We start from the raw sequence: 19,236 nt of genomic DNA, 5'->3' as shown, positions 1-19,236 counted from the left end.
GGCGCAACAAAGGAACAACGTCATGTGGTCCACATCCTGTCCGATTTCTTCTTCCGTTTCCAACAGCGACTTTCTGCGCGAACACGCGCGGCGTCTGCTTCGCCATGCGCGCGACGGCGACACGAGCGCATCCATGCCCGTCTTGCGCCGCCTGCTCGCGGCAAAAGTCACGCGAGCGGAACGTCTCGCGGATCTGCACGCGATGCGCGGCGATCTGCAACTGAAGCATCTTCTTGCGATGCTCGCCGCCGAACTCGGCTACGCGAGCTGGGACGTCTGTAAGCCCGATATCGACGAACGAGCGGGCGCGATTATCGACCGCTATCGGCTCGACGCCGGCGCGTTCAACGACTACGAAAAGAACTGGTTTGCGAACGAGGCGGACGCGCGGGAATGGCAGCGTGCACACGGCGGCTATATCGTGCGATACGGCGAGCAGGCCGTGGCGATTCTCAAGCGGGAATGAGGCAGAAAGGCTGATGCGCGCAAGAAGGAAGCCGATCAGATCAGCTCGACTTCCTTCCAGTTCGCGCTAAGAAAAAAACGGCTCAGTTCCTTCGTAAGCTCGTTCAGCGCGCTCATCTCGGGTGCCGAGATCTTGCGCACGTGCTGCGGGGAAGTCCAGTCGCCGTAGATGAGCGCGACCGTCGAATCGTTCGATTTCACCGGCAGCAGCACGAAAGCCTGCGCCTCGCCGAGTGTGTCCTTGTACCAGCGCGGCAGGCGCGCGTCGATGCGCGCGTCGTGCGCATTCTCGATGAAGATGCCGACCGGATTCGTGATCGCGAGATGGAACACGTCCGGCCGGAAATCCGCGGAGAAGCGCAGTTGCGGCAGCATCGGCCCGACGCCCCCGCCGAGCGCGAGACGCGCGTGGAACTCGTTGTTGGCCTGGCGCACGAACACCACGGTGCGCGACAGGTGCAGGCTCCCGAGAATCGACTCCGAGGCCATCGAGAGCGCGGGCGCGAGGGCATTTTTCGATGGCAACGCGCGCAAGTCTTCGACGCTCGCACCGATGCGCGCTTGCGCCGATACATTCGCGCGAGCCATGGCATCGGCGTTTGCCTGCAGCTCGGAGATCTCGCGGATCACGCCGTCGCTCGCTTCCTCGTTCGCGAGCGCGAGGCTCATTGCCGTGAGCGTCTCGGCGTCCGTCTGGAGCGGGCCGCTGTAGCGGCTGGCGATATCGACGAGCGCCGATTCGCGGCCGTCCACGGCCACGTTCTGCGTGGTGAGCGCGTCGGCGACTTCGGTCGAATAGTTGGAGATGGCGCGCAGCCAGCGCACGTGCTTCGGCACGGTTTCGTCGACGGGCGCGTTGGGATCGGTCGCGCGCATGCCCTCGCGGATCGTCTCGGGCAGGCGCCAGCGATCCGCCGCTTCGAGGCCGATCTCATCGAAGGTGACGCCCAGAAGCGCGGCGCACGCATCGCTGTCCGGAATGTTCTCCGAGGCCGCCTTGCGCCGCAACTGATCCCACTCGTGTTCGAGATAGAACGCGACGAGCAGCTTGCCGATCTGCCGCATCAGCGTGCAGACGACCGCTTCCTCGGCGGAGCGCAAATCCTTGTGCTCGGTGAGCTGCCGCGCGACCGCGCCCGAGAGCAGGGTGCGGTTCAGTTCGAGCTTCGCGTCGATACGGCGCGGCGCGCTCTGATGGAAGTGATCGACGAGCTTCAGTCCCACGACGAGATGGCCGACCGCGTCCATGCCGAGGACCATCAGCGCGCGCGTGACGGTGGTGATATTGCCGCCGAACGCGATGTACATGGCCGAATTGGCGAGGCGCAGCACCTTCTGCGTGAGCCCGACGTCCGACAGCACGACTTGCACGAGCGACGTGAAGTCGAGGTCGTCATCGCTCATCGCGGACACGGTCGAGCGCAGCGCCTGAGACAGCATGGGGAAGTCCCCGCGCTCGCTCATGCGTGCCCACAACTTGTCCAGTAATTCGGCCTTGGTGCGTGCCATTGCTAAAAGTAAGAAGCCTGTTCGTTACGCGACGGCTGACCCGAGGCGGCCCAACAAATTCAATCCACCCTGACAACGAAATGTACACGTTATTAGGGAGTTACGGCGCGTCCTTCGATTAGAACACGAACGATCGCCCGCTCATGATGACTCATGCAGCACGAGCGTATTCGACTGGAACGAGCGCGCCAGCTCGTCCGACGGCATCGCGTGGCTGATGAGCCAGCCCTGAATATGGTCGCAGCCGAGGTCCGCCAGCAAATCGCGCTGCGCTTCGGTCTCCACCCCTTCGGCGACCAGTTCCAGCCCGAGCGACTGCGCGAGCCCGACGACCGCGCTCACGATCGCGCGGTTGTTGCGGGACGTAATCAGGTTCTCGACAAAGCTGCGGTCGATCTTGAGCTTCGAAAGCGGAAAACGTTGTAAATACGCGAGGCTCGAATACCCGGTGCCGAAATCGTCCACGGCGAAGCGAATGCCGATCGACCTCAGCGCTTCCAGAAGGCGCGTCGCTTCTTCCGGATCGTGCATCAGGAGGCTCTCGGTGATCTCGAAGACGAGCCGGCGCGCGTCGATGCCGGTGAGCGCGAGCGCTTCCTTCACGGCCGCGGTGAAGCGCTTGTCGCGGAACTGCTGCGGCGACACGTTCACCGACACGTAATCGAGCCGGATGCCGATCGCATCCCACTGCGTGATCTGCATGCACGCGGCCTTCAGCACCCAGTTGCCCAGATAGTTGATGAGGCCGATCGATTCCGCGAGCGGGATGAACGTCGACGGCGGCACGAGCCCGTGCACCGGATGATTCCAGCGCATCAGCGCTTCCACGCCGACCACCGCGCCCGTGCGGATCTTCGTGATCGGCTGGAAGTACAGCGAGAACTCGCCGTTGCGCACGGCTTCGTACAGATCCGCTTCGAGCTTCAGGCGCTCGGCGTCGGCGGGGTTGTCGTCGATCGTGTGGAAGACGAGCGCGTTGCCGCCCGATTCCTTCGCCTGCGCGAGCGCCTGGTCGGCCATGCGCAGCAGACTCGTTTGCGCGCCGCTCTTCGCGTTCTTGCCGCTCTGATCCGGATACAGCGCGACCCCCACGCTCGCCGACAAATGCGTGTGCTGCCCGCGATGCCGATACGGCTGCGCGATCGCGGTGAGCAGGCGCCGCCCGAGACCCTCGGCGAGTTCCGCCGTGGTGCCGGCGGGCAGGAGCACGGCGAATTCGTCGCCGGACACGCGGGCCACGCGCTCCCCGTGCCCGGCCGTGTGCTGGATGCGGCGCGCGGTCTCGCGCAGAAGCTCGTCGCCGGCGTCGTAGCCGAGCGCGCGGTTGATGCGCTGATAATCGTCGATGTCGAGCAGCACGAGTCCGGCGTGCGTGCGCATGAGCTCGGCCTCATCCTGCGCCGCGCTGATCGCCGTCTTGAGCGCAACGAGGTTGTCGAGGCCTGTCAGCGGATCGTGGTTGAGCGCGTGCGTGAGCGATGCCTCGCGCTCCCGCCAGTGCGCCACGTCGAACGCGGCGAGCGCGAAACCGGGCGCGCCGCGCGCGGCCGTCGATACGAGCCGCAGCTCGACGCAGACGGGATAGGTGAGCGACTTCACGACGGTCAGCGTCGCCGATTCGAGCCTGCCGCTCGCGCGCGCCCGGGCGACGAGCGCGTGCAGTTCGTCGGCCTCTTCGGACGCGACGAGATCGTGCAGCGTCAGCATGCTCAGATAGTCACGGTGATAGCCGATGAACTCGATGCTCGCATCCGATACATATTGAAAGCGCAGCGCGTCGTCGAGCTGCGCGAGGAAATCGACCGCGCCGAGCGTCGCTTCGGTTGCGCCGGCCAGGGCGGGTGCGGCGGTTACGGCAGTCGCCGCGCTCGTCACGGCGTCGCCGGACGGCTCCGGCGGGCTTGCTTCGGGATGCGCGTCGGGCGCGCGGTCGTGCTCCTTGCGCGCGGTGCTTCCCCATGCGCGCGCGAGCACATCGAGCGCGATGCGCCACGGTGCACGGCGGGAGACATTGATCCGGTTCGCTTGCATGGTCTCGTAGGGTTCTGGCGGCTGCGCTCCCCTTCGTCGGACGAACGGCGGCGCGCGAAACGCCGCGTCTCGCGGGTTCCGGCCGGGACGTGCCGCAATGCGCGCGGCACGCTCTATCAGGCGAGTTATCGGCGTGGTGAGCGATTTCTTTAACCCGTCACGAAGGTGCAACAATTCCGAGAGAGATCAAGTTTGTCCAGGAATTGTCGATATGAAGTTTCATATTATCTGGTCAGGCGAATTCGGTTACAGTGGCGCGTTTTCAGTGAGAACGGTTTCCCCGCGCGTGCGATCGTTGCCGGGCCTTCGTCGCGCTGTTGACCACCAGCATTCCGTTCGCCCCGTTTCCGCCCCATGATCGAATTCACCATGCAGCCGGCCTGCGCCATCGCCAGAATTCCGGAGCCGGCCTTCACGCAAGGCTTTACAGCGCCGCGGCGCGCCTCCGAGCGGTCCGTGCCATGCCCGATTCGTCCGTAAAGCGCGCGGCGCCGGCGAGGCGCGGACAGCGCGTATATGTCGGGCGCCAGCCGATCCTCGACGGCGACGGCGTGCTCGTCGCTTACGAACTGCTCTTTCGCGACAGTCCCGACAATCGCGCGCGCGTTCACGACGACATGCAGGCGACCGCGCATGTCGTCGCGCGCACGATCGGCGAGATCGGCGTGCCGGCGGTCCTCGGGCCGCATCCGGGCTACGTGAACATGAGCCGCGAGCTGCTGTTCGACGACATCGTCCACATCATGCAGCCCGAGCGCTTCGTGCTGGAATTGCTGGAGAACATCGCCTTCGACGAGACGCTCTTCAAGCGCTGCGCGCAATTGCGCAACGCGGGCTTTCGCTTCGCGCTCGACGATGTCGTGCGGCTCGACGATGCGCTGCTCGGCGCACTGCCATCGGTGGATATCGTCAAGGTCGATTTTCTGGCGGCGGATCATGACCATCTGCCCGAACTCGCGGCGGCGGTGAAACGGCGCGGCAAGCTGCTCGTGGCCGAGAAGGTCGAGACGCCCGACGATTTCACGCAAGCGCGCAAGCTCGGCTTCGACTTCTTCCAGGGCTATTTCTTCGCGCGGCCGCAGGTGCTGTCGGCGCGTCGCGCCAGTCCCGCGCGCGGCTCGCTGCTGCGCCTGATGGCCGTGCTCGCGGGGGAGCCCGGCATGCGCGAGCTGGAGGCGGAGCTGAAGCGCAACCCGGACATCGTCGTGCAGTTGATGCGCCTCGCCAATTCGAGTGCGCAGACGCGCGGGCGGCGCGTGTCGTCGCTGCGCGAGGCGATCGCGGCGACCGGCACGCGCCAGTTGATGCGTTGGACACAGTTGCTGCTCTACGCCGACGGCAGCGGCCTGCCGTGGCGCTCGGACCCGCTCCTGCAGCTCGTCGGCACGCGTGCGCGCTTTCTGGAGCTCGCCGCCGAAATGCTGCGTCCCGCCGACGAAGCCTTCTCCGATGCCGCGTTCATGACCGGCATCTTCTCGCTCGTGCATGTGGTGCTCGACATGCAGCCGGTGGAAATTCTCGATAAGCTCCATCTGGCGGCGGAAATCCGCGGCGCCATCCTGGCGGGCGAGGGGCCGCTCGGCGCGCTGCTCGGTATCGCACGGGCGGCGGAGCGGGGCGATGCGTCCGCGATCGACGCGAGCCGGCACGCCCGGCCATCGTTCGAGGCGCTCACGCCCGCCGTGCTCGCGAAACTGCAGTTCGATGCGGCGGCGTGGTTCGCCGGACATCGCATGGATCAGGGCGCGGACGACGCGTAGCACGCCGTCTTCGCATGAACGAGGTCATCGAAAGGAGCGCGCATGAAGAGCAGGCTTTCCAGCTTTATGGTGGGTGGTGCCTTTGCGATCGCGGCGGCGGTGCATCCGCTCACGGCAGGCGCGACGCTCAAGCCCGGCGATCCCGCGCCCGACTTCACCGCGCAGGCATCGCTCGGCGGCAACGTGTACGACTATTCGCTCGCCGACGCGCTCAGGAAAGGCCCGGTAGTCCTGTACTTCTATCCGGCTGCGTTCACCAAGGGCTGTACGATCGAGGCGCACGAATTCGCCGAAGCGGTCGATCAGTACAAGGCCGAGGGCGCGACGGTCATCGGCGTGTCGCATGACAACATCGACACATTGAAGAAGTTCTCCGTGAGCGAGTGCCGCAGCAAATTCCCGGTCGCGGCGGACGCGGACTCGAAGATCATCCGTTCCTACGACGCCTCCATGCCGATGAAAAGCACGATGGCCAATCGCGTGTCCTACGTGATCGCGCCTGACGGCAAGGTCATCTACGAATACACGAGCCTGTCGCCGGACCAGCATGTCGCGAACACGCTGCAGGCGCTGCGTGACTGGAACGCGAAGCACAAGGCGCAGTGATACGTTTCTGTTTCACCGGTTGAGCGCGCGGGAGACGCCATGCCCATCGTCGTCGGATTGATCGCCCTCGGATTGCTGATTTACGGCGCGATCTGGTCGTTCAACGCGCTTCATGCGCATTTCGGGCTGGGAGTGGCCGTCGCCGTGGCGGTCGTCGTATTGCTCGCGATCGCCGCCGGCGTAATGCGCTGGCTCGCGAGCCGCCGCGAGATCGCGCCGAACCTGCGCAAGGGGGAGAGCGGCGACTGGACGCATGAGCTCAAACGCGACTGGGGCGGCGTGCGGGTCGCGGCGGGCAAGCGTCTGTGCGATGTGCGCGTCGGCGACGAGCGCGGCAGCTATATCTTCGCGGACCTGCGCGGCGCGCGCATGCAGGAGCCGGGCGGCGCAAGCGGCGTGTGGCAGGTGGTGCTCGACGTGCAGGATGCGAACCATGGCGCATGGAATCTGCCGATGCGCGATCGCGGCGAGGCGCGCAAGTGGGCGCGGATACTGTCCCTCGCGACGCAGCAGAAGCTCTGATGCGGCTCGGAGTGCGTTGGGATGTTGTCCTGGGCTTCGCCGGGCGAAAGCCTAAAAGCTCTCACGCGTGATACCCGATATCCCCGCGCACCTTCCCGCGAAACACCCAATACGACCAGATCACATAAATCATCAGCACGGGCAGCAGGAACATCGTCCCGATCAGCAGAAACTGATGCGATAGCGGCGCGGCGGACGCATCCCAGAGCGTAACGGAAGGCGGCGCAATGAACGGCCACAGGCTGATCACGAGCCCCGTGAAGGCAAGAAAGAAGAGGCCGATCGAGCACAGGAACGGCATCACTTCCCGGCCTTTTGCAAGGCTCGACCACAGCGTCCACGCGAGCAGCGCGGTGAGCACCGGCACCGGCGCGAACACGAAGCTCTGCGGAAAGCCGAACCAGCGCGCCGCGATGCGCGCATCCTTGAGCGGCGTCCACAGGCTGATGAGCAGAATGAACACGATCACGCCGAAGAGCGCGTAGCGCGCCATGCGGCGGCTCCATTGCTGCAGTTCGCCTTCGGTCTTGAGCACGAGCCAGGTCGTGCCTTGCAGCGCATAACCGAAGATCAGCCCTACGCCGACCAGCAGCGGAAACGGCGCGACCCAGTTCCAGCTCGTGCCCACATAGACGCGGCCTTCGATCGGGAAGCCCTGAATGAACATGCCGAGCACGATGCCCTGCGAAAACGTCGCGACGAGCGAGCCGCAGCCGAACGCGCCGTCCCAGAGCCACTTGCGCGCGCCGATCACCTCGCGGAACTCGAACGCGACGCCGCGAAATATCAGCCCGAGCAGCATGAAGAGAATCGGGAAGTACACGGCCGGCACGATGATCGCGAACGCAAGCGGGAACACCGCGAAGAGCCCGCCGCCGCCGAGGATCAGCCACGTTTCGTTGAAGTCCCAGACCGGCGCGACGGAGTTGATCATGAGATTGCGCGATTCGGGGTCGCGACGCAGCAGGAACATCATGCCGACGCCGAGATCGAAGCCGTCGAGCAGCACATACATGAACACCGCCAGCGCGAGAATGGCGGCCCACAGCGGCACGAGATCGAGCATCGCGTTCTCCGTTTTCGACGTTAATGGCGCCCGCGGCCAGGCGGCACGATATCGTCGTCGCTGACGGGCCGCGTCGCGCCGCCCGCACTGGCCGATACCGCCGAGAGCGGACGCGCCGCGCGTGTCTTCGCGTCCAGTTCGTCCTTCTCGTGCGCATGCGCGACTTCCGCCGGCCCCACGCGCACGAGGCGCCGCAGCAGGAAGAAGCCCGCGCCGAAGATGACGACATAAGCCAGCATGTAGAGCAGCCACGAGAGGCCGACATCGGCCGCGGTGAGCGATGGCGTCACCGAATCCTTCGTGCGCAGGATGCCGTACACGGTCCACGGCTGGCGGCCGGCTTCGGTCGTCGTCCAGCCTGCGACCACCGCGATGAAGCCGAGCGGCATCGCCCAGGTGGCCGCGCGCAGCCAGCGCGGGCTCGTCTCGATTCTGCCGCGTGCGAACTGCACGATGCCCCACAGCACGAGCGCGAACATGAGAAGCGCGATGCCGACCATGATGTGAAACGCGAAGAACACGACGGCCACGGGCGGACGGTCCTCGCGCGGGAAGTCCTTCAGCCCGCGCACGAAGCCGTTCGGATCGTGCGTCAGATACAGGCTGCCGAGCACCGGAATCGAGATCTCGAAGTGATTGCGCTCTTCCTCCTGATCGGGAATCGAAAAGAGATTGGCGGGGATGCGCGTGCCTGATTCCCAGAGGCCTTCCATCGCCGCGAGCTTGGCGGGCTGATGTTGCAGCGTGTTGAGGCCGTGCGCGTCGCCGATCACCATCTGGACCGGCACCATGATGATGAGAAAGATCAGCGACATTTTCACCATCACGCGGCTTTCCTCGAGTGCGCGGCGCTGGCGCAGGTACATCGCGCCGACGCCGAGAATGACGAAGCCCGCCGTCACGAGAAACGCGCTCACCGTATGCCCGAGCCGGTACGGAAACGACGGCGTGAAGATCACGTCAAAAAAGCTCACCACTTCGAAGCGGCCGTCGGGCAGCATGCGATGGCCCTGCGGCGTCTGCATCCAGCTATTGACGGCGAGTATCCAGAACGACGAGATCACCGTGCCGGCGGCGACGAAAATCGCGGACATCACGTGCGCCCATTGCGGCACGAGCTTGCGCCCGAAAAGCAGCACGCCGAGAAACGCCGATTCGAGGAAGAACGCCGTCAGCACTTCATAGCCCATCAGCGGGCCGACGACGTTGGCGGTCGCGTCCGAAAAGCGGCTCCAGTTGGTGCCGAACTGGAAGGGCATCACGATGCCCGATACCACGCCCATCCCGAAAGACACCGCGAAGATCTTCAGCCAGAACGCCGAGAGCCGCCGGTAGACGTCGCGCTTCGTGATCCACCAGTTGAATTCGAGCGTCGCGATATAGCACGACAGGCCGACCGTGAACGCCGGAAGCAGAATGTGGAACGCGACGACCCACGCGAACTGGAAGCGGGAGAGCAGGACGGAATCGACATCCATGAACGCTCCTTTGTTCAGGCTTTTTGCAGCGGCTATGTCGAACGGCGCGCCCCGCGTGGGCGCTTTTTACTTAATACACGGTTTTCATGAACGCGGCCACGCGCCGCGCGACGCGGCACTGCATGCACCGGGCCGCGCATGCACCAGTTTGATACAATCGCAGGTCTGCTCTTAAGGCCATGTGGACGACCGCATGCGCCTCGTTTCATCGGGGACGGCCCCATTTTTAAAGGGAGTCGCCCGATGTCCTGGATTCTTCTTTTCATCGCCGGTCTGCTCGAAGTTGCGTGGGCCGCAGGTCTCAAATCGTCCGAGGGCTTCACTCGGCTCGGACCGTCCATCTTCACGATCATCACGGCTATCGGCAGTTTCGTTTTGCTCGCCATCGCCATGAAACAGTTGCCGCTCGGCACGGCCTATGCCGTATGGACGGGCATCGGCGCGCTCGGCGCATTCGTGTTCGGCATCGTCTTCCTGGGCGAGGCCTTTTCGGCGGCGCGCATCGTGAGCGCGGTGCTGATCGTCGCTGGGCTCGTCGGGCTCAAGATTTCGTCGGGGCACTAAGGCTTCATCGAGGTCTCGCCCGTTGCGTCGGCGCCACCCCGACGTGCGCCGGCGCACCGGGAAGGGCATTCGCTCGAACCGTTGCTGCACCGCGCGTATTTGGGTGGATATAATGGTCTGAGGTCATCCGTTTTCGTCTGATTCCTATATTCCGTTTTTTTGCACTATCTTCGTGGATGTAGGCACCTTCTTTCGAGATTTTCGGTCAGGCCGCTTTTTTCAGCCGGCAAATCGTCCGCCAGCGACGAACGCCGGCAGCAGGCAGCACAAGGGAGGCGGCAATGCTTGAGTCACTTTCGCTCGCAGCGGGCCTGTCATGGGCGAGCGGGCTGCGCCTGTATCTCACCGTCTTCATCGCCGGCATGTTCCAGCGCATGGGACTTGTCCATCTGCCGGATACGCTTGCGGTGCTCGGCTCGCCGTGGGTGATCGGCGCGGCGGCGGTGCTCGCGCTCGTCGAATTTCTCGCCGATAAAATTCCCGCCGTCGATTCCTTGTGGGACGCGGTCCACACCTTCATCCGCATTCCGGCGGGCGCCGTGCTCGCGGCCGGCTCGCTCGGCCACGCCGATCCGGCCCTGCTCACCGTCGCGGCGCTCGCGGGCGGCACGCTCGCCGGGGCATCGCATTTTGCGAAGGCGGGCACGCGCGCGCTCATCAATCTGTCGCCGGAGCCCGTGTCGAACTGGGCGGCATCGGCGACCGAGGACGTCGGCGCCCTCGCGGGCATCACGCTCGCGCTTTTCGTCCCGTTCCTGTTTCTCGTGCTCTTGCTCGCGTTTCTGGTGCTCGCCGGCTGGGCGCTGCCGCGTCTCGCGCGCGGCGTGCATGGTGGCGTGTCGCGCATGGCGAAGCACATGCTGCCGAGTTCCGATCGCATGAACCGGCTGCGGAGCAAGCACGATTGAGCACCGCATTCAGGAACGATCAGGCTGCACTCAAGGCTGGACATTCTCACCCGGCCATCAAACTCGGTTTTATGCAGACGGTGCGTCAGGCATGGCGCATGACCGCGCGTGACTGGCGCGCGGGCGAACTCACGATGCTCCTGCTCGCGCTGGTGCTCGCAGTGGCGGCGCTCTCGAGCGTGGGGTTCCTCGCGGATCGCATGCGTCAGGGGCTCGCGCGCGACGGCCGTCAGATGATCGCCGCCGATTTCGTCGTGCGCGCGGATCATCCCGTCGATCCGATGTTCGCGAAAGAGGCGAAATCGCTCGGACTGGAGACGGCGGGCACCACGATTTTTCCGAGCATGATCAGCTCGACGGCCGCGGAGCCGCTTTCGAGGCTCGCGGCGATCAAGGGCGTGACGCAAGGTTATCCGTTGCGCGGCGCGCTGCGCATCGCGCCCGGCACGGATGCCGCCGATGCGCCTGCGCATGGCATTCCCGCGCCCGGCACCGTCTGGGTCGATCCTGCCTTGCTCGATGCGCTCAAGACCCGCGTCGGCGGCGCGGTCAAGGTCGGCACGCGCACGTTCACGGTCGCGGGCGTCATCACGCGCGAACTGGATCGCGGCTTCTCGTTCGTCAACTTTTCGCCGCGCCTCATGATGCGCGCCGACGAGATCGCGGGCACGGGACTGATCGGGTATGGCAGCCGTGTGACGTACCGATTGCTCGTCGCCGGTTCCGACAGCAACGTCGAGCGGTTCGCAAGATTCGCGCGCGAGCAGGTCGACGGCGGCAAGCTGCGCGGCGTCGGCCTGGAATCGCTCTCCGACGGGCAGCCGCAGGTGCGCCAGACGATCGATCGCGCGAGCCACTTTCTCACGCTCGTCTCGCTGCTGACGGCGCTGCTCGCGGCGGTCGCGATCGCGATGGCGGCGCATCGTTTCGCGCGCCGGCATCTCGACGGCTGCGCGGCAATGCGCTGTCTCGGCGTCAGCCAGCGCACGCTGCGCGCGCTCTTTCTGAACGAATTCCTCGCGATCGGCGTGATCGGCAGCGCGGTCGGCATCGTGCTGGGTTTCGGCGGTCATCTCGTCTTGCTGAACTGGCTCGGTTCGCTCGTCGATGTCGAGTTGCCGCAGCCGAGCGTGTGGCCGGCGTTGCAGGGCATCGCGATGGGCCTCGTGCTTTTGCTCGGTTTCGCGCTGCCGCCGCTTCTGCCGATCACGCGAGTGCCGCCGGTCCACGTGATCCGCCGTGAACTCGGCGATGCGCAACGCGTCGCGCATGCGGCGTATGGCGTCGGCGTGCTGCTGTTCGCGGCGCTGCTGATCGTCGCGGCGGGAGAAGTGAAGCTGGGCGGCATCGTCGCGGGCGGCTTCGCGGCCGGACTACTCGTGTTCGGCGTGATCGCGCGGGCGGCGCTTTGGGCCGCAGCGCGCTTCGTGCGCCGCGAACGCAGCCGCGCGGGCGTCGGCTGGCGTTATGCGCTCGCGTCGCTGGAGCGGCGCAGTGGATCGAGCGCGCTGCAGATCACCGCGCTCGGCATAGGCCTGATGTGCCTGTTGCTCATCGGCATGACGCGCAACGATCTCATCAAGGGCTGGCGCGACGCGACGCCGCCTGATGCGCCGAATCAGTTCCTCATCGACATTCAGCCCGACCAGCGTCAGGGCGTGCTCGACTATCTGCACACGCACGGCCAGCCCGACGCCGGGCTCTCGCCGATGGTCCGCGCGCGTCTCGTCGCGATCAACGGCAAGCCGGTGAATCCGGACAACTATGACAAGGCCGATGCGAAGCGCCTCGTCGACCGCGAATTCAATCTGTCGTACACGACCGAGTTGCCCGGCGACAACCGCGTGACGCAAGGCGCGTGGTTCGGCAAGGACGGCAAGCCGCAGGTGTCGATCGAGGAGGGCATCGCGAAGACCATCCGCGTGAAGATGGGCGACACGCTGCGTTTCGACGTCGCCGGCCTGCCCGTCGAAGCGAGCGTGACGAGCGTGCGCAAGGTCGACTGGAACTCGTTCAAGGTCAACTTCTTCGTGCTGATGCCGCCCGAGGCGCTCGCCGATCTTCCGGCGACCTTCATCACGAGCTTCCATCTGCCGGCGGAAGAACAGCGCGTGATCGACGGCCTGGTCGCGCGTTATCCGAACGTGACGGCCATCGATATCGCGCCGATTCTCGCGCAGATCCATCGCACGCTCGCGCAGGTGATCGGCGCCGTGCAGTTCCTGTTCCTCTTCACGCTCGCGGCGGGTGTGCTCGTGCTGTACGCGGCGCTCGCCGGCACGCGCGACGAACGCGTGCGCGAGTCGGCGCTTCTGCGCGCGCTCGGCGCATCGCACAAACAGGTGCGCTCGGTGCAGGTCGCGGAGTTCGTGGCTGTGGGCGCGCTTTCGGGCCTGATGGCGGCGATCGGTGCGCAGGCCATCGGCTATGTGCTCGCAGCGCGCGTGTTCGAGTTTCATATCGATTTCAATCCGTGGCTCGTGCCGACGGGCATCGTCGCGGGCGTCGCATGCGCCGCGCTCGGCGGCTGGCTGAGCCTGCGGCGCGTGCTGGCGCGGCCCGCGCTGCAATCCCTGCGCGACGCCTAGTTTTCCGAATCTGAGCAATGACCGACGTAACTCCTGAAGACGAAGGGCAAAAGCCGACCGCTTTCGAGCTGATCGGCGGCGAGGAGCGCGTGCGCGCGCTCGTCGACCGTTTCTACGACCTGATGGATCTCGAGCCCGAATTCGCGGGCATTCGCGCGCTGCATCCGCCCACGCTCGACAATTCCCGCAACAAGACCTTCTGGTTCCTGTGCGGCTGGATGGGCGGGCCGGATCACTACATCGACCGCTTCGGGCATCCGCGATTGCGGGCGCGGCATCTGCCGTTCGCGATTGCATCGGGCGAGCGCGATCAGTGGCTGCGCTGCATGGCGTGGGCGATGGAGGACATCGGCCTCGACGAATCCTTGCGCGAGCGCCTTCTGACGTCCTTCTTCGACACCGCCGACTGGATGCGCAACCGTCCCGGTTGATTCGCGCCGTTTTGTATCGGTTCGACGGGGCCGTATCTGCTGCATCATGTTCGGTCGGCGGCGTGCTGGAGGCGCCCATCCCCGAATACAGCAAGGAATAAGAGACATGAGCACACGCGCACTCTTTCGCGAGGATGCCTATCTGACGCGTTGCGACGCGACCGTCACCGCCATCGACGAGCAGGGCATCCACCTCGATCGGACCGTGTTCTATCCGCTCGGCGGGGGGCAGGCCGGCGACGCCGGCACGCTGACGCTCGCGGACGGCACGGTCATCGCCATTGCCGATACGCGCAAGGCGAAGTTCGAAGGCGCGACGCCGGATGACGCCGTGCATGTGCCCGCGCCGGGTCAGGACGACGCGCTGGCGAAGTTCGCGGTCGGCGACACGGTGAGCGCGGAGATCGACTGGGCGCGGCGTTATCGGCATATGCGCCTGCATACCGCGAGCCATCTGATCTGCGCGGTGCTGCCGTTTCCGGTCGACGGCTGCAGCATCACGACCGATTACGCGCGCCTCGATCTGGCGACGGTCGAGCCAATCGAACGCGAAGCCGTGGAAGCGAAGCTGAACGCACTGGTCGGCGGCGCGCACGACGTGCAGACCGAATGGATCACCGACGACGAGATGGCCGCGCGCCCCGAACTCGTGCGCACGATGAGCGTGAAGCCGCCGATGGGCCTCGGCCGCGTGCGCCTGTTGCGCATCGAGAATGTGGATTTGCAGCCGTGCGGCGGCACGCATGTGCGCAATACCGGGGAGATCGGCGCACTGCGCATCGCGAAACTGGAGAAGAAGAGCGCGCGCACGCGGCGTCTCGTGCTCGAACTGGTTTGAGCATGGATCCGCGCGCTCAGGCGGTGCTCGATCTCTGGTTTGGTGAGCCGGGTTCTGCGGAGTTCGGAGCGGATCGCAAACTGTGGTGGCGGAAAAAGCGCGCTTTCGATTCGCTGCTTGCCGAGCGGTTCGGCTCGTTGCTGGAAGCGGCGCAGGTGGGCGGCTTGCAGGATTGGGAGCGCACGCCGCTCGGCACGCTCGCGTTGATCGTGCTGCTCGATCAACTGTCGCGCAATTGCTATCGGAACACGCCGCGCGCGTTTGCGGGCGACAGCCGCGCGCTTGCGCTGGCGCGGACGCTGGTCGAGCGCGGCGACGATCTGCGCCTGCCGAGCGCGTATCACCGCGCGTTCGCCTACATGCCGTTCGAGCATGACGAAGCGCCCGAAAGCCAACGCGAATCGTTGCGGCTCTTCAGAAAACTAAAAGACGAGACGGGCGTTTCGAGTTTTTACGAATCGGCGCTGGAGCACGCGGAGGTGATCGAACGATTCGGACGCTTTCCGCATCGCAACCGGATTCTCGGGCGGCAGATGTCGGCTGAGGAAGAAGCGTGGCTGGCGAAGCACGGCGGGTTCTGAGCGTCGCGCGTTCTAGAACTCCGTCGAGAGTCTTTCGTCGCGCATCCGCTTAGTCTGAGTCGGCTTTGATTCGATCAGCGCCCGCCCGCGACGTCGAGCAGCGCCCCCGTCACATACGACGACGCATCCGAAAGCAGCCACACGATCGACTCGCCGACTTCATCCGCCGTGCCCGGACGGCCGATGGGCGTCGTCACACCGAGCACCTGGGCGCGGTCGGGCTTGCCGCCGCTCGCGTGAATGTCCGTTTCGATCAGGCCCGGACGGATGGCGTTGACGCGCACGCCTTCACGTCCCAATTCCTTCGCGAGCCCGATGGTCAGCGTATCGATCGCGCCTTTCGATCCCGCGTAGTCCACGTATTCACCGGCACCGCCCAGCCGCGCCGCTGCCGACGAAACGTTCACGAGCGATCCGCCCCTGCCGCCGCGCGAACTCGACATGCGGCGCGCCGCCTCGCGCGCGCACAGGTACGCGCCGAGCACGTTGATGTCGAAGATGCGCTTCATGCGCGCGATGTCCATGTCCGCGAGCGCCGATCCGGGCGCGACGATGCCCGCGTTGTTCACGACGCCATCGATCTTGCCGAACGCCTTTTCGGTCGCATCGAACATCGCGATGATCGCGGCTTCGTCGCTCACGTCGCCGTGGATGGCGATCGCCTTGCCGCCCGCCGCCTGCACGGCTGCGACGGTTTCATCGGCGGCGGCCGCGTTCGACGCATAGTTCACGCCGACGGACCAGCCGCGCGCGCCCGCGAGCACCGCGGCCGAGCGGCCGATGCCACGGCTTGCGCCGGTAATCAGGATGACTTTGGACATTCGCTGTTCCTTAGACGGCGTTGCGCTTTTCGGACCACTTGTCGTTCGCGGGCGGAATGTAGCGCGCGAGTTTGCCGATCATCTCGGCGGGTTCGGCGGCGACCTGGATCATGTCGAGATACGGCGCCCGCATGAAACCTTCTTCGACGGTATGGCGCAGCATCGCCAAAAGGGGATCGAAGTAGCCGTTCACGTCCAGCAGGCCGACCGGCTTCTGGTGATATCCGAGCTGCGCCCACGTGTAGACCTCGAAAAACTCCTCGAACGTGCCGACGCCGCCCGGCATCGCGACGAACGCATCGGAGAGGTCGGCCATTTTCTTCTTGCGCTCGTGCATATCGGGCACGACGTGCAGTTCGGTAAGATCGGTATGGCCGACTTCCTTCGCGAGCAGCAGCTCGGGAATCACGCCCACTGCGCGGCCGCCCGCGGCGAGCACTTCATCGGCGATGAGGCCCATCAGTCCGACGCGGCCGCCGCCATACACGAGCGAAAGATCGTTCTCGACGAGCGCGCGGCCGAACGCCTTGGCCGCTTGCGCATAGACGGGGCGGGCTCCGTTCGAGGAGCCGCAATAGACACATACTGCCTTCATTTATCTGGAATCCTTTGTTTCGGTCTTCGATACCTCGTCGCGCGGCGGCAGGAAGTCCGCATACTCGCGCTTCGGAAGCTTACCGGAAACGAGGTCATCGAATAACTGGCGCGAGCGTCCGCGCAGATACGGCGCCATGATCGAGATGATATGCAGGCTCGCCTGATGCAGCTCGGCGCGGATCGCTTCCTGATCGTTGTACTTGCGCGGATTCATCACGTACTGGTACGAAAGCCAGTACGTGGCGATCACGCCGATATTGGTCGCGATCACCTTGATCTCTTCGGGCGTCGCGACCATTTCCTGATCGGCGACGAGCGCCTCGCACAACTGGCTCGCGAAGTGCACCTTGTGCGTGATGATCTGCTTAAAGTGCGTTTCCAGCGTGCGGTTGCGCGCGAGCAGGTCGTTCAGGTCGCGATACAGGAAGCGGTAAGTCCAGAGGAAATCCGCCATGTATTGCAGATACGACCACATCTCGTCGATCGTCGGGCGATGATCGTCAGGAAAGCGCAGGCGCTTCTGAATCTGCTGCTCGAACTGCGCGAAGATGCTGTTGATGATGTCGTCTTTGTTGCGGAAATGGTAGTACAGGTTACCCGGACTGATTTCCATCTCTTCGGCGATCGTCGTCGTGGTGACGTTCGGCTCGCCGATATCGTTGAACAACTTCAGCGACAGCTCGAGTATCCGTTCGCGGGTGCGGCGGGGTGGTTTGGCTTCCATGTCGTCCGACCTTGGGATCGGGCCGCGTCGGCTCGGGATGAGCGTTCGCGCGGCCGCTTCCGTTGCTATTTTTGAGAATGTCGGACGATTATAAACCGGTCGTTCGGCTGCACGGACGCGGGCTTTGCGCGCGGCTCCTCTCTTTTATAAGATACGCGCGAGCCACGCGGATGCAAGCGGCCACACAATCAGGCCCCACGTGATGACGCAGACGCCGAGCGCGACCATCACCGCCGCGCTGCCGAAATCCTTGGCCCGCTTCGACAGTTCGTGGCGTTCGAGCGAAATGCGGTCGATCGCCGCCTCGACGCTCGAGTTGAGCAATTCGACGATGAGCACCAGCAGCACCGACGCGATCAGCGCCGCGCGCTCGACCGGCGCGACCGGTACGAAGAGGCTGCATGGCAGCAGGATCGCGGCCAGCGTCAGCTCCTGCCGAAACGCGCTTTCCTCGCGGATCGCGACGCGAAAGCCGTAGAGCGAATTCTTCATCGCGTGCCACGCGCGCGTGAAGCCGCGGTTGCCCTTGTACGGATTGAAGGGCAGGTCGTCGGGGCCGAGCGGCTCGGTCGGCTGAGACGGCGTATCGTCGATCTCTTCAATGTCGTCGTCGAACGGATCGTGCGCGCGGGCCGCCGCGTACGACCCGGCGCGCGCGTTCGCTTCGGCTTTCTCCTGCGCCACGGCGCGTCGCGTCATGCGGCCGCCCGGTCCGAACTGGCGGCGCGCGACTCGAACTGCCGAAGATGCGAGGCGAACTGCTCCGACGCCGCGCGCCACGAGAAGCGCTCGGCCCACGCGCGCGCATCGGCGCGCTCGATCTTCAGCGCTTGCAGGCAGGCTTCGCGCAGATCCTCGTCGAGCGCGCCCGGGCCGTGTTCGCCGAGCACGTCGATCGGGCCCGTCACCGGATACGCCGCGACCGGCGTGCCGCAGGACATCGCTTCGAGCAGCACCAGGCCGAAGGTATCGGTGCGGCTCGGAAAGACGAATACGTCCGCCGCCGCGTAGACTTTCGCCAGCTCCGGCTGCGACAGCACGCCGAGATAGTTGACGTTCGTGTAGCGCGACTTCAGCTCCGCGAGCGCCGGGCCTTCGCCCGCGACCCACTTCGAACCGGGCAGATCGAGCTTCAGAAACGCCTCGACGTTCTTCTCGACCGCGACGCGCCCGACATACAAAAAGATCGGCCGCGCGGTGTCGAGCACCTTCGAGTCCATTGGACGAAAGATGTCGAGATCGACGCCGCGCGTCCACAGCACGACGTTATCGAAGCCGAAGCGTTCGAGGTCGCTCTTGACGACGGGCGTCGGCGCCATCACCGCCTGCGAGTCGCGATGGAACCAGTGCAGAAAGCGATACGTCATCGCGAGCGGAATGCCGAAGCGCGCTTTCACATACTCCGGAAAACGCGTGTGATATGCGGTCGTGAACGGCAGCTTGTGACGCAGCGCATACGAGCGCGCAGCGAGCCCGAGCGGGCCTTCCGTCGCGATATGCAGCGCGTCCGGCGCGAATGCGTCGATACGCTCGGCGACGCGCCGGCCCGGCAGCAGCGACAGGCGAATCTCGGGATAGGTCGGGCAAGGAATCGTTCTGAATTCGAGCGGCGTGAGCAACTCCACGCGATGACCGAGCGCGGTGAGTTCCTTCGTCGTTTGCGTGAGAGTGCGCACGACGCCATTGACCTGCGGCTCCCATGCGTCGGTAACGATCATGATTTTCATCGGATGCGGCCCAGAGTTGG

The 19,236-nt window shown here is 65.2% G+C and carries 19 protein-coding genes; 10 read left to right on the top strand and 9 right to left on the bottom strand.

Annotated features, from left to right (window positions below):
- Window positions 1–22 precede the first annotated feature (22 nt).
- Window positions 23–466, top strand: coding sequence for a hypothetical protein (locus NCT32_RS09115; RefSeq protein WP_061119706.1), 444 nt, complete (start codon window positions 23–25; stop codon window positions 464–466).
- Between the two features lie 35 nt (window positions 467–501).
- On the opposite strand, the gene NCT32_RS09110 is transcribed toward NCT32_RS09115, so the two are convergent.
- Both NCT32_RS09110 and NCT32_RS09105 read right to left on the bottom strand, forming a co-directional pair.
- The gene (locus NCT32_RS09110) at window positions 502–1,974 is read right to left on the bottom strand and encodes an HDOD domain-containing protein (RefSeq protein WP_061119705.1); all 1,473 of its coding nucleotides are present in this window, start codon (window positions 1,972–1,974) and stop codon (window positions 502–504) included.
- A 141-nt stretch (window positions 1,975–2,115) separates the two neighbouring features.
- Complete coding sequence (locus NCT32_RS09105; RefSeq protein WP_061119704.1) at window positions 2,116–4,005, bottom strand: bifunctional diguanylate cyclase/phosphodiesterase; 1,890 nt, start codon at window positions 4,003–4,005, stop codon at window positions 2,116–2,118.
- 461 nt (window positions 4,006–4,466) lie between these two features.
- On the opposite strand from NCT32_RS09105, the gene NCT32_RS09100 reads away from it, so the two are divergent.
- The 3 genes from NCT32_RS09100 (at window position 4,467) to NCT32_RS09090 (ending at window position 6,893) form a co-directional block, all read left to right on the top strand.
- Window positions 4,467–5,765, top strand: a complete 1,299-nt coding sequence (locus NCT32_RS09100; protein ID WP_061119703.1) for an EAL and HDOD domain-containing protein — start codon at window positions 4,467–4,469, stop codon at window positions 5,763–5,765.
- Window positions 5,766–5,831: 66 nt separating this feature from the next.
- Entirely contained in the window at window positions 5,832–6,371 is a 540-nt protein-coding gene (locus NCT32_RS09095) for a peroxiredoxin (RefSeq protein WP_409219275.1), read from the top strand.
- A 39-nt stretch (window positions 6,372–6,410) separates the two neighbouring features.
- Window positions 6,411–6,893, top strand: a complete 483-nt coding sequence (locus NCT32_RS09090; RefSeq protein ID WP_061119701.1) for a hypothetical protein — start codon at window positions 6,411–6,413, stop codon at window positions 6,891–6,893.
- Window positions 6,894–6,954: 61 nt separating this feature from the next.
- Here the strand turns inward: NCT32_RS09090 and cydB are convergent, their stop codons facing one another.
- The gene (gene cydB, locus NCT32_RS09085) at window positions 6,955–7,959 is read right to left on the bottom strand and encodes a cytochrome d ubiquinol oxidase subunit II (protein ID WP_061119700.1); all 1,005 of its coding nucleotides are present in this window, start codon (window positions 7,957–7,959) and stop codon (window positions 6,955–6,957) included.
- A gap of 20 nt (window positions 7,960–7,979) precedes the next feature.
- Window positions 7,980–9,437, bottom strand: a complete 1,458-nt coding sequence (locus NCT32_RS09080) for a cytochrome ubiquinol oxidase subunit I (RefSeq protein ID WP_061119699.1) — start codon at window positions 9,435–9,437, stop codon at window positions 7,980–7,982.
- A gap of 243 nt (window positions 9,438–9,680) precedes the next feature.
- On the opposite strand from NCT32_RS09080, the gene sugE reads away from it, so the two are divergent.
- From sugE to NCT32_RS09050, 6 genes are all read left to right on the top strand, one after another.
- Window positions 9,681–10,001 carry a quaternary ammonium compound efflux SMR transporter SugE gene (gene sugE, locus NCT32_RS09075; protein WP_061119698.1) on the top strand — a complete coding sequence of 107 codons (321 nt, stop codon included), beginning with the start codon at window positions 9,681–9,683 and terminating at the stop codon, window positions 9,999–10,001.
- Between the two features lie 281 nt (window positions 10,002–10,282).
- Window positions 10,283–10,909, top strand: a complete 627-nt coding sequence (locus tag NCT32_RS09070; protein WP_061119697.1) for a DUF4126 domain-containing protein — start codon at window positions 10,283–10,285, stop codon at window positions 10,907–10,909.
- 71 nt (window positions 10,910–10,980) lie between these two features.
- Entirely contained in the window at window positions 10,981–13,497 is a 2,517-nt protein-coding gene (locus NCT32_RS09065; RefSeq protein WP_409241527.1) for an ABC transporter permease, read from the top strand.
- A gap of 17 nt (window positions 13,498–13,514) precedes the next feature.
- Window positions 13,515–13,928: a group II truncated hemoglobin gene (locus tag NCT32_RS09060; RefSeq protein ID WP_061119695.1), complete on the top strand. Its 414-nt coding sequence runs from the start codon at window positions 13,515–13,517 to the stop codon at window positions 13,926–13,928.
- Between the two features lie 106 nt (window positions 13,929–14,034).
- Window positions 14,035–14,766, top strand: a complete 732-nt coding sequence (locus NCT32_RS09055) for an alanyl-tRNA editing protein (protein WP_250476832.1) — start codon at window positions 14,035–14,037, stop codon at window positions 14,764–14,766.
- Window positions 14,767–14,768: 2 nt separating this feature from the next.
- Complete coding sequence (locus NCT32_RS09050; protein ID WP_061119693.1) at window positions 14,769–15,347, top strand: DUF924 family protein; 579 nt, start codon at window positions 14,769–14,771, stop codon at window positions 15,345–15,347.
- A gap of 74 nt (window positions 15,348–15,421) precedes the next feature.
- Here NCT32_RS09050 and NCT32_RS09045 read toward each other — a convergent pair whose 3' ends face one another.
- The 5 genes from NCT32_RS09045 to NCT32_RS09025 all read right to left on the bottom strand — a co-directional run bounded on the left by NCT32_RS09045 (window position 15,422) and on the right by NCT32_RS09025 (window position 19,216).
- Window positions 15,422–16,168: an SDR family oxidoreductase gene (locus tag NCT32_RS09045; protein ID WP_061119692.1), complete on the bottom strand. Its 747-nt coding sequence runs from the start codon at window positions 16,166–16,168 to the stop codon at window positions 15,422–15,424.
- 10 nt (window positions 16,169–16,178) lie between these two features.
- Window positions 16,179–16,763 carry a TIGR00730 family Rossman fold protein gene (locus NCT32_RS09040; RefSeq protein ID WP_061119691.1) on the bottom strand — a complete coding sequence of 195 codons (585 nt, stop codon included), beginning with the start codon at window positions 16,761–16,763 and terminating at the stop codon, window positions 16,179–16,181.
- Complete coding sequence (locus tag NCT32_RS09035) at window positions 16,764–17,489, bottom strand: TetR/AcrR family transcriptional regulator (protein WP_061119690.1); 726 nt, start codon at window positions 17,487–17,489, stop codon at window positions 16,764–16,766.
- Between the two features lie 144 nt (window positions 17,490–17,633).
- Window positions 17,634–18,188: a diacylglycerol kinase gene (locus tag NCT32_RS09030; protein ID WP_061119689.1), complete on the bottom strand. Its 555-nt coding sequence runs from the start codon at window positions 18,186–18,188 to the stop codon at window positions 17,634–17,636.
- Complete coding sequence (locus NCT32_RS09025; RefSeq protein ID WP_061119734.1) at window positions 18,185–19,216, bottom strand: glycosyltransferase family 1 protein; 1,032 nt, start codon at window positions 19,214–19,216, stop codon at window positions 18,185–18,187. The genes NCT32_RS09030 and NCT32_RS09025 overlap by 4 nt, the downstream gene beginning before the upstream one ends.
- Window positions 19,217–19,236: the final 20 nt, after the last annotated feature.

This window comes from Caballeronia sp. INML2 (genome assembly GCF_023631365.1).
Lineage (GTDB): Bacteria > Pseudomonadota > Gammaproteobacteria > Burkholderiales > Burkholderiaceae > Caballeronia > Caballeronia turbans.
This window is presented reverse-complemented; position numbering and strand designations above follow the sequence as displayed.

Coding starts and splice junctions, on each gene's coding strand:
- sugE (WP_061119698.1), top strand. CDS start 9,681: ATGTCCTGGATTCTTCTTTTCATCGCCGGTCTGCTCGAAGTTGCGTGG.
- NCT32_RS09025 (WP_061119734.1), bottom strand. CDS start 19,216: ATGAAAATCATGATCGTTACCGACGCATGGGAGCCGCAGGTCAATGGC.
- NCT32_RS09095 (WP_409219275.1), top strand. CDS start 5,832: ATGGTGGGTGGTGCCTTTGCGATCGCGGCGGCGGTGCATCCGCTCACG.
- NCT32_RS09065 (WP_409241527.1), top strand. CDS start 10,981: ATGCAGACGGTGCGTCAGGCATGGCGCATGACCGCGCGTGACTGGCGC.
- NCT32_RS09070 (WP_061119697.1), top strand. CDS start 10,283: ATGCTTGAGTCACTTTCGCTCGCAGCGGGCCTGTCATGGGCGAGCGGG.
- NCT32_RS09035 (WP_061119690.1), bottom strand. CDS start 17,489: ATGGAAGCCAAACCACCCCGCCGCACCCGCGAACGGATACTCGAGCTG.
- NCT32_RS09040 (WP_061119691.1), bottom strand. CDS start 16,763: ATGAAGGCAGTATGTGTCTATTGCGGCTCCTCGAACGGAGCCCGCCCC.
- NCT32_RS09030 (WP_061119689.1), bottom strand. CDS start 18,188: ATGACGCGACGCGCCGTGGCGCAGGAGAAAGCCGAAGCGAACGCGCGC.
- NCT32_RS09080 (WP_061119699.1), bottom strand. CDS start 9,437: ATGGATGTCGATTCCGTCCTGCTCTCCCGCTTCCAGTTCGCGTGGGTC.
- NCT32_RS09045 (WP_061119692.1), bottom strand. CDS start 16,168: ATGTCCAAAGTCATCCTGATTACCGGCGCAAGCCGTGGCATCGGCCGC.
- NCT32_RS09055 (WP_250476832.1), top strand. CDS start 14,035: ATGAGCACACGCGCACTCTTTCGCGAGGATGCCTATCTGACGCGTTGC.
- NCT32_RS09110 (WP_061119705.1), bottom strand. CDS start 1,974: ATGGCACGCACCAAGGCCGAATTACTGGACAAGTTGTGGGCACGCATG.
- NCT32_RS09060 (WP_061119695.1), top strand. CDS start 13,515: ATGACCGACGTAACTCCTGAAGACGAAGGGCAAAAGCCGACCGCTTTC.
- NCT32_RS09050 (WP_061119693.1), top strand. CDS start 14,769: ATGGATCCGCGCGCTCAGGCGGTGCTCGATCTCTGGTTTGGTGAGCCG.
- NCT32_RS09090 (WP_061119701.1), top strand. CDS start 6,411: ATGCCCATCGTCGTCGGATTGATCGCCCTCGGATTGCTGATTTACGGC.
- cydB (WP_061119700.1), bottom strand. CDS start 7,959: ATGCTCGATCTCGTGCCGCTGTGGGCCGCCATTCTCGCGCTGGCGGTG.
- NCT32_RS09100 (WP_061119703.1), top strand. CDS start 4,467: ATGCCCGATTCGTCCGTAAAGCGCGCGGCGCCGGCGAGGCGCGGACAG.
- NCT32_RS09115 (WP_061119706.1), top strand. CDS start 23: ATGTGGTCCACATCCTGTCCGATTTCTTCTTCCGTTTCCAACAGCGAC.
- NCT32_RS09105 (WP_061119704.1), bottom strand. CDS start 4,005: ATGCAAGCGAACCGGATCAATGTCTCCCGCCGTGCACCGTGGCGCATC.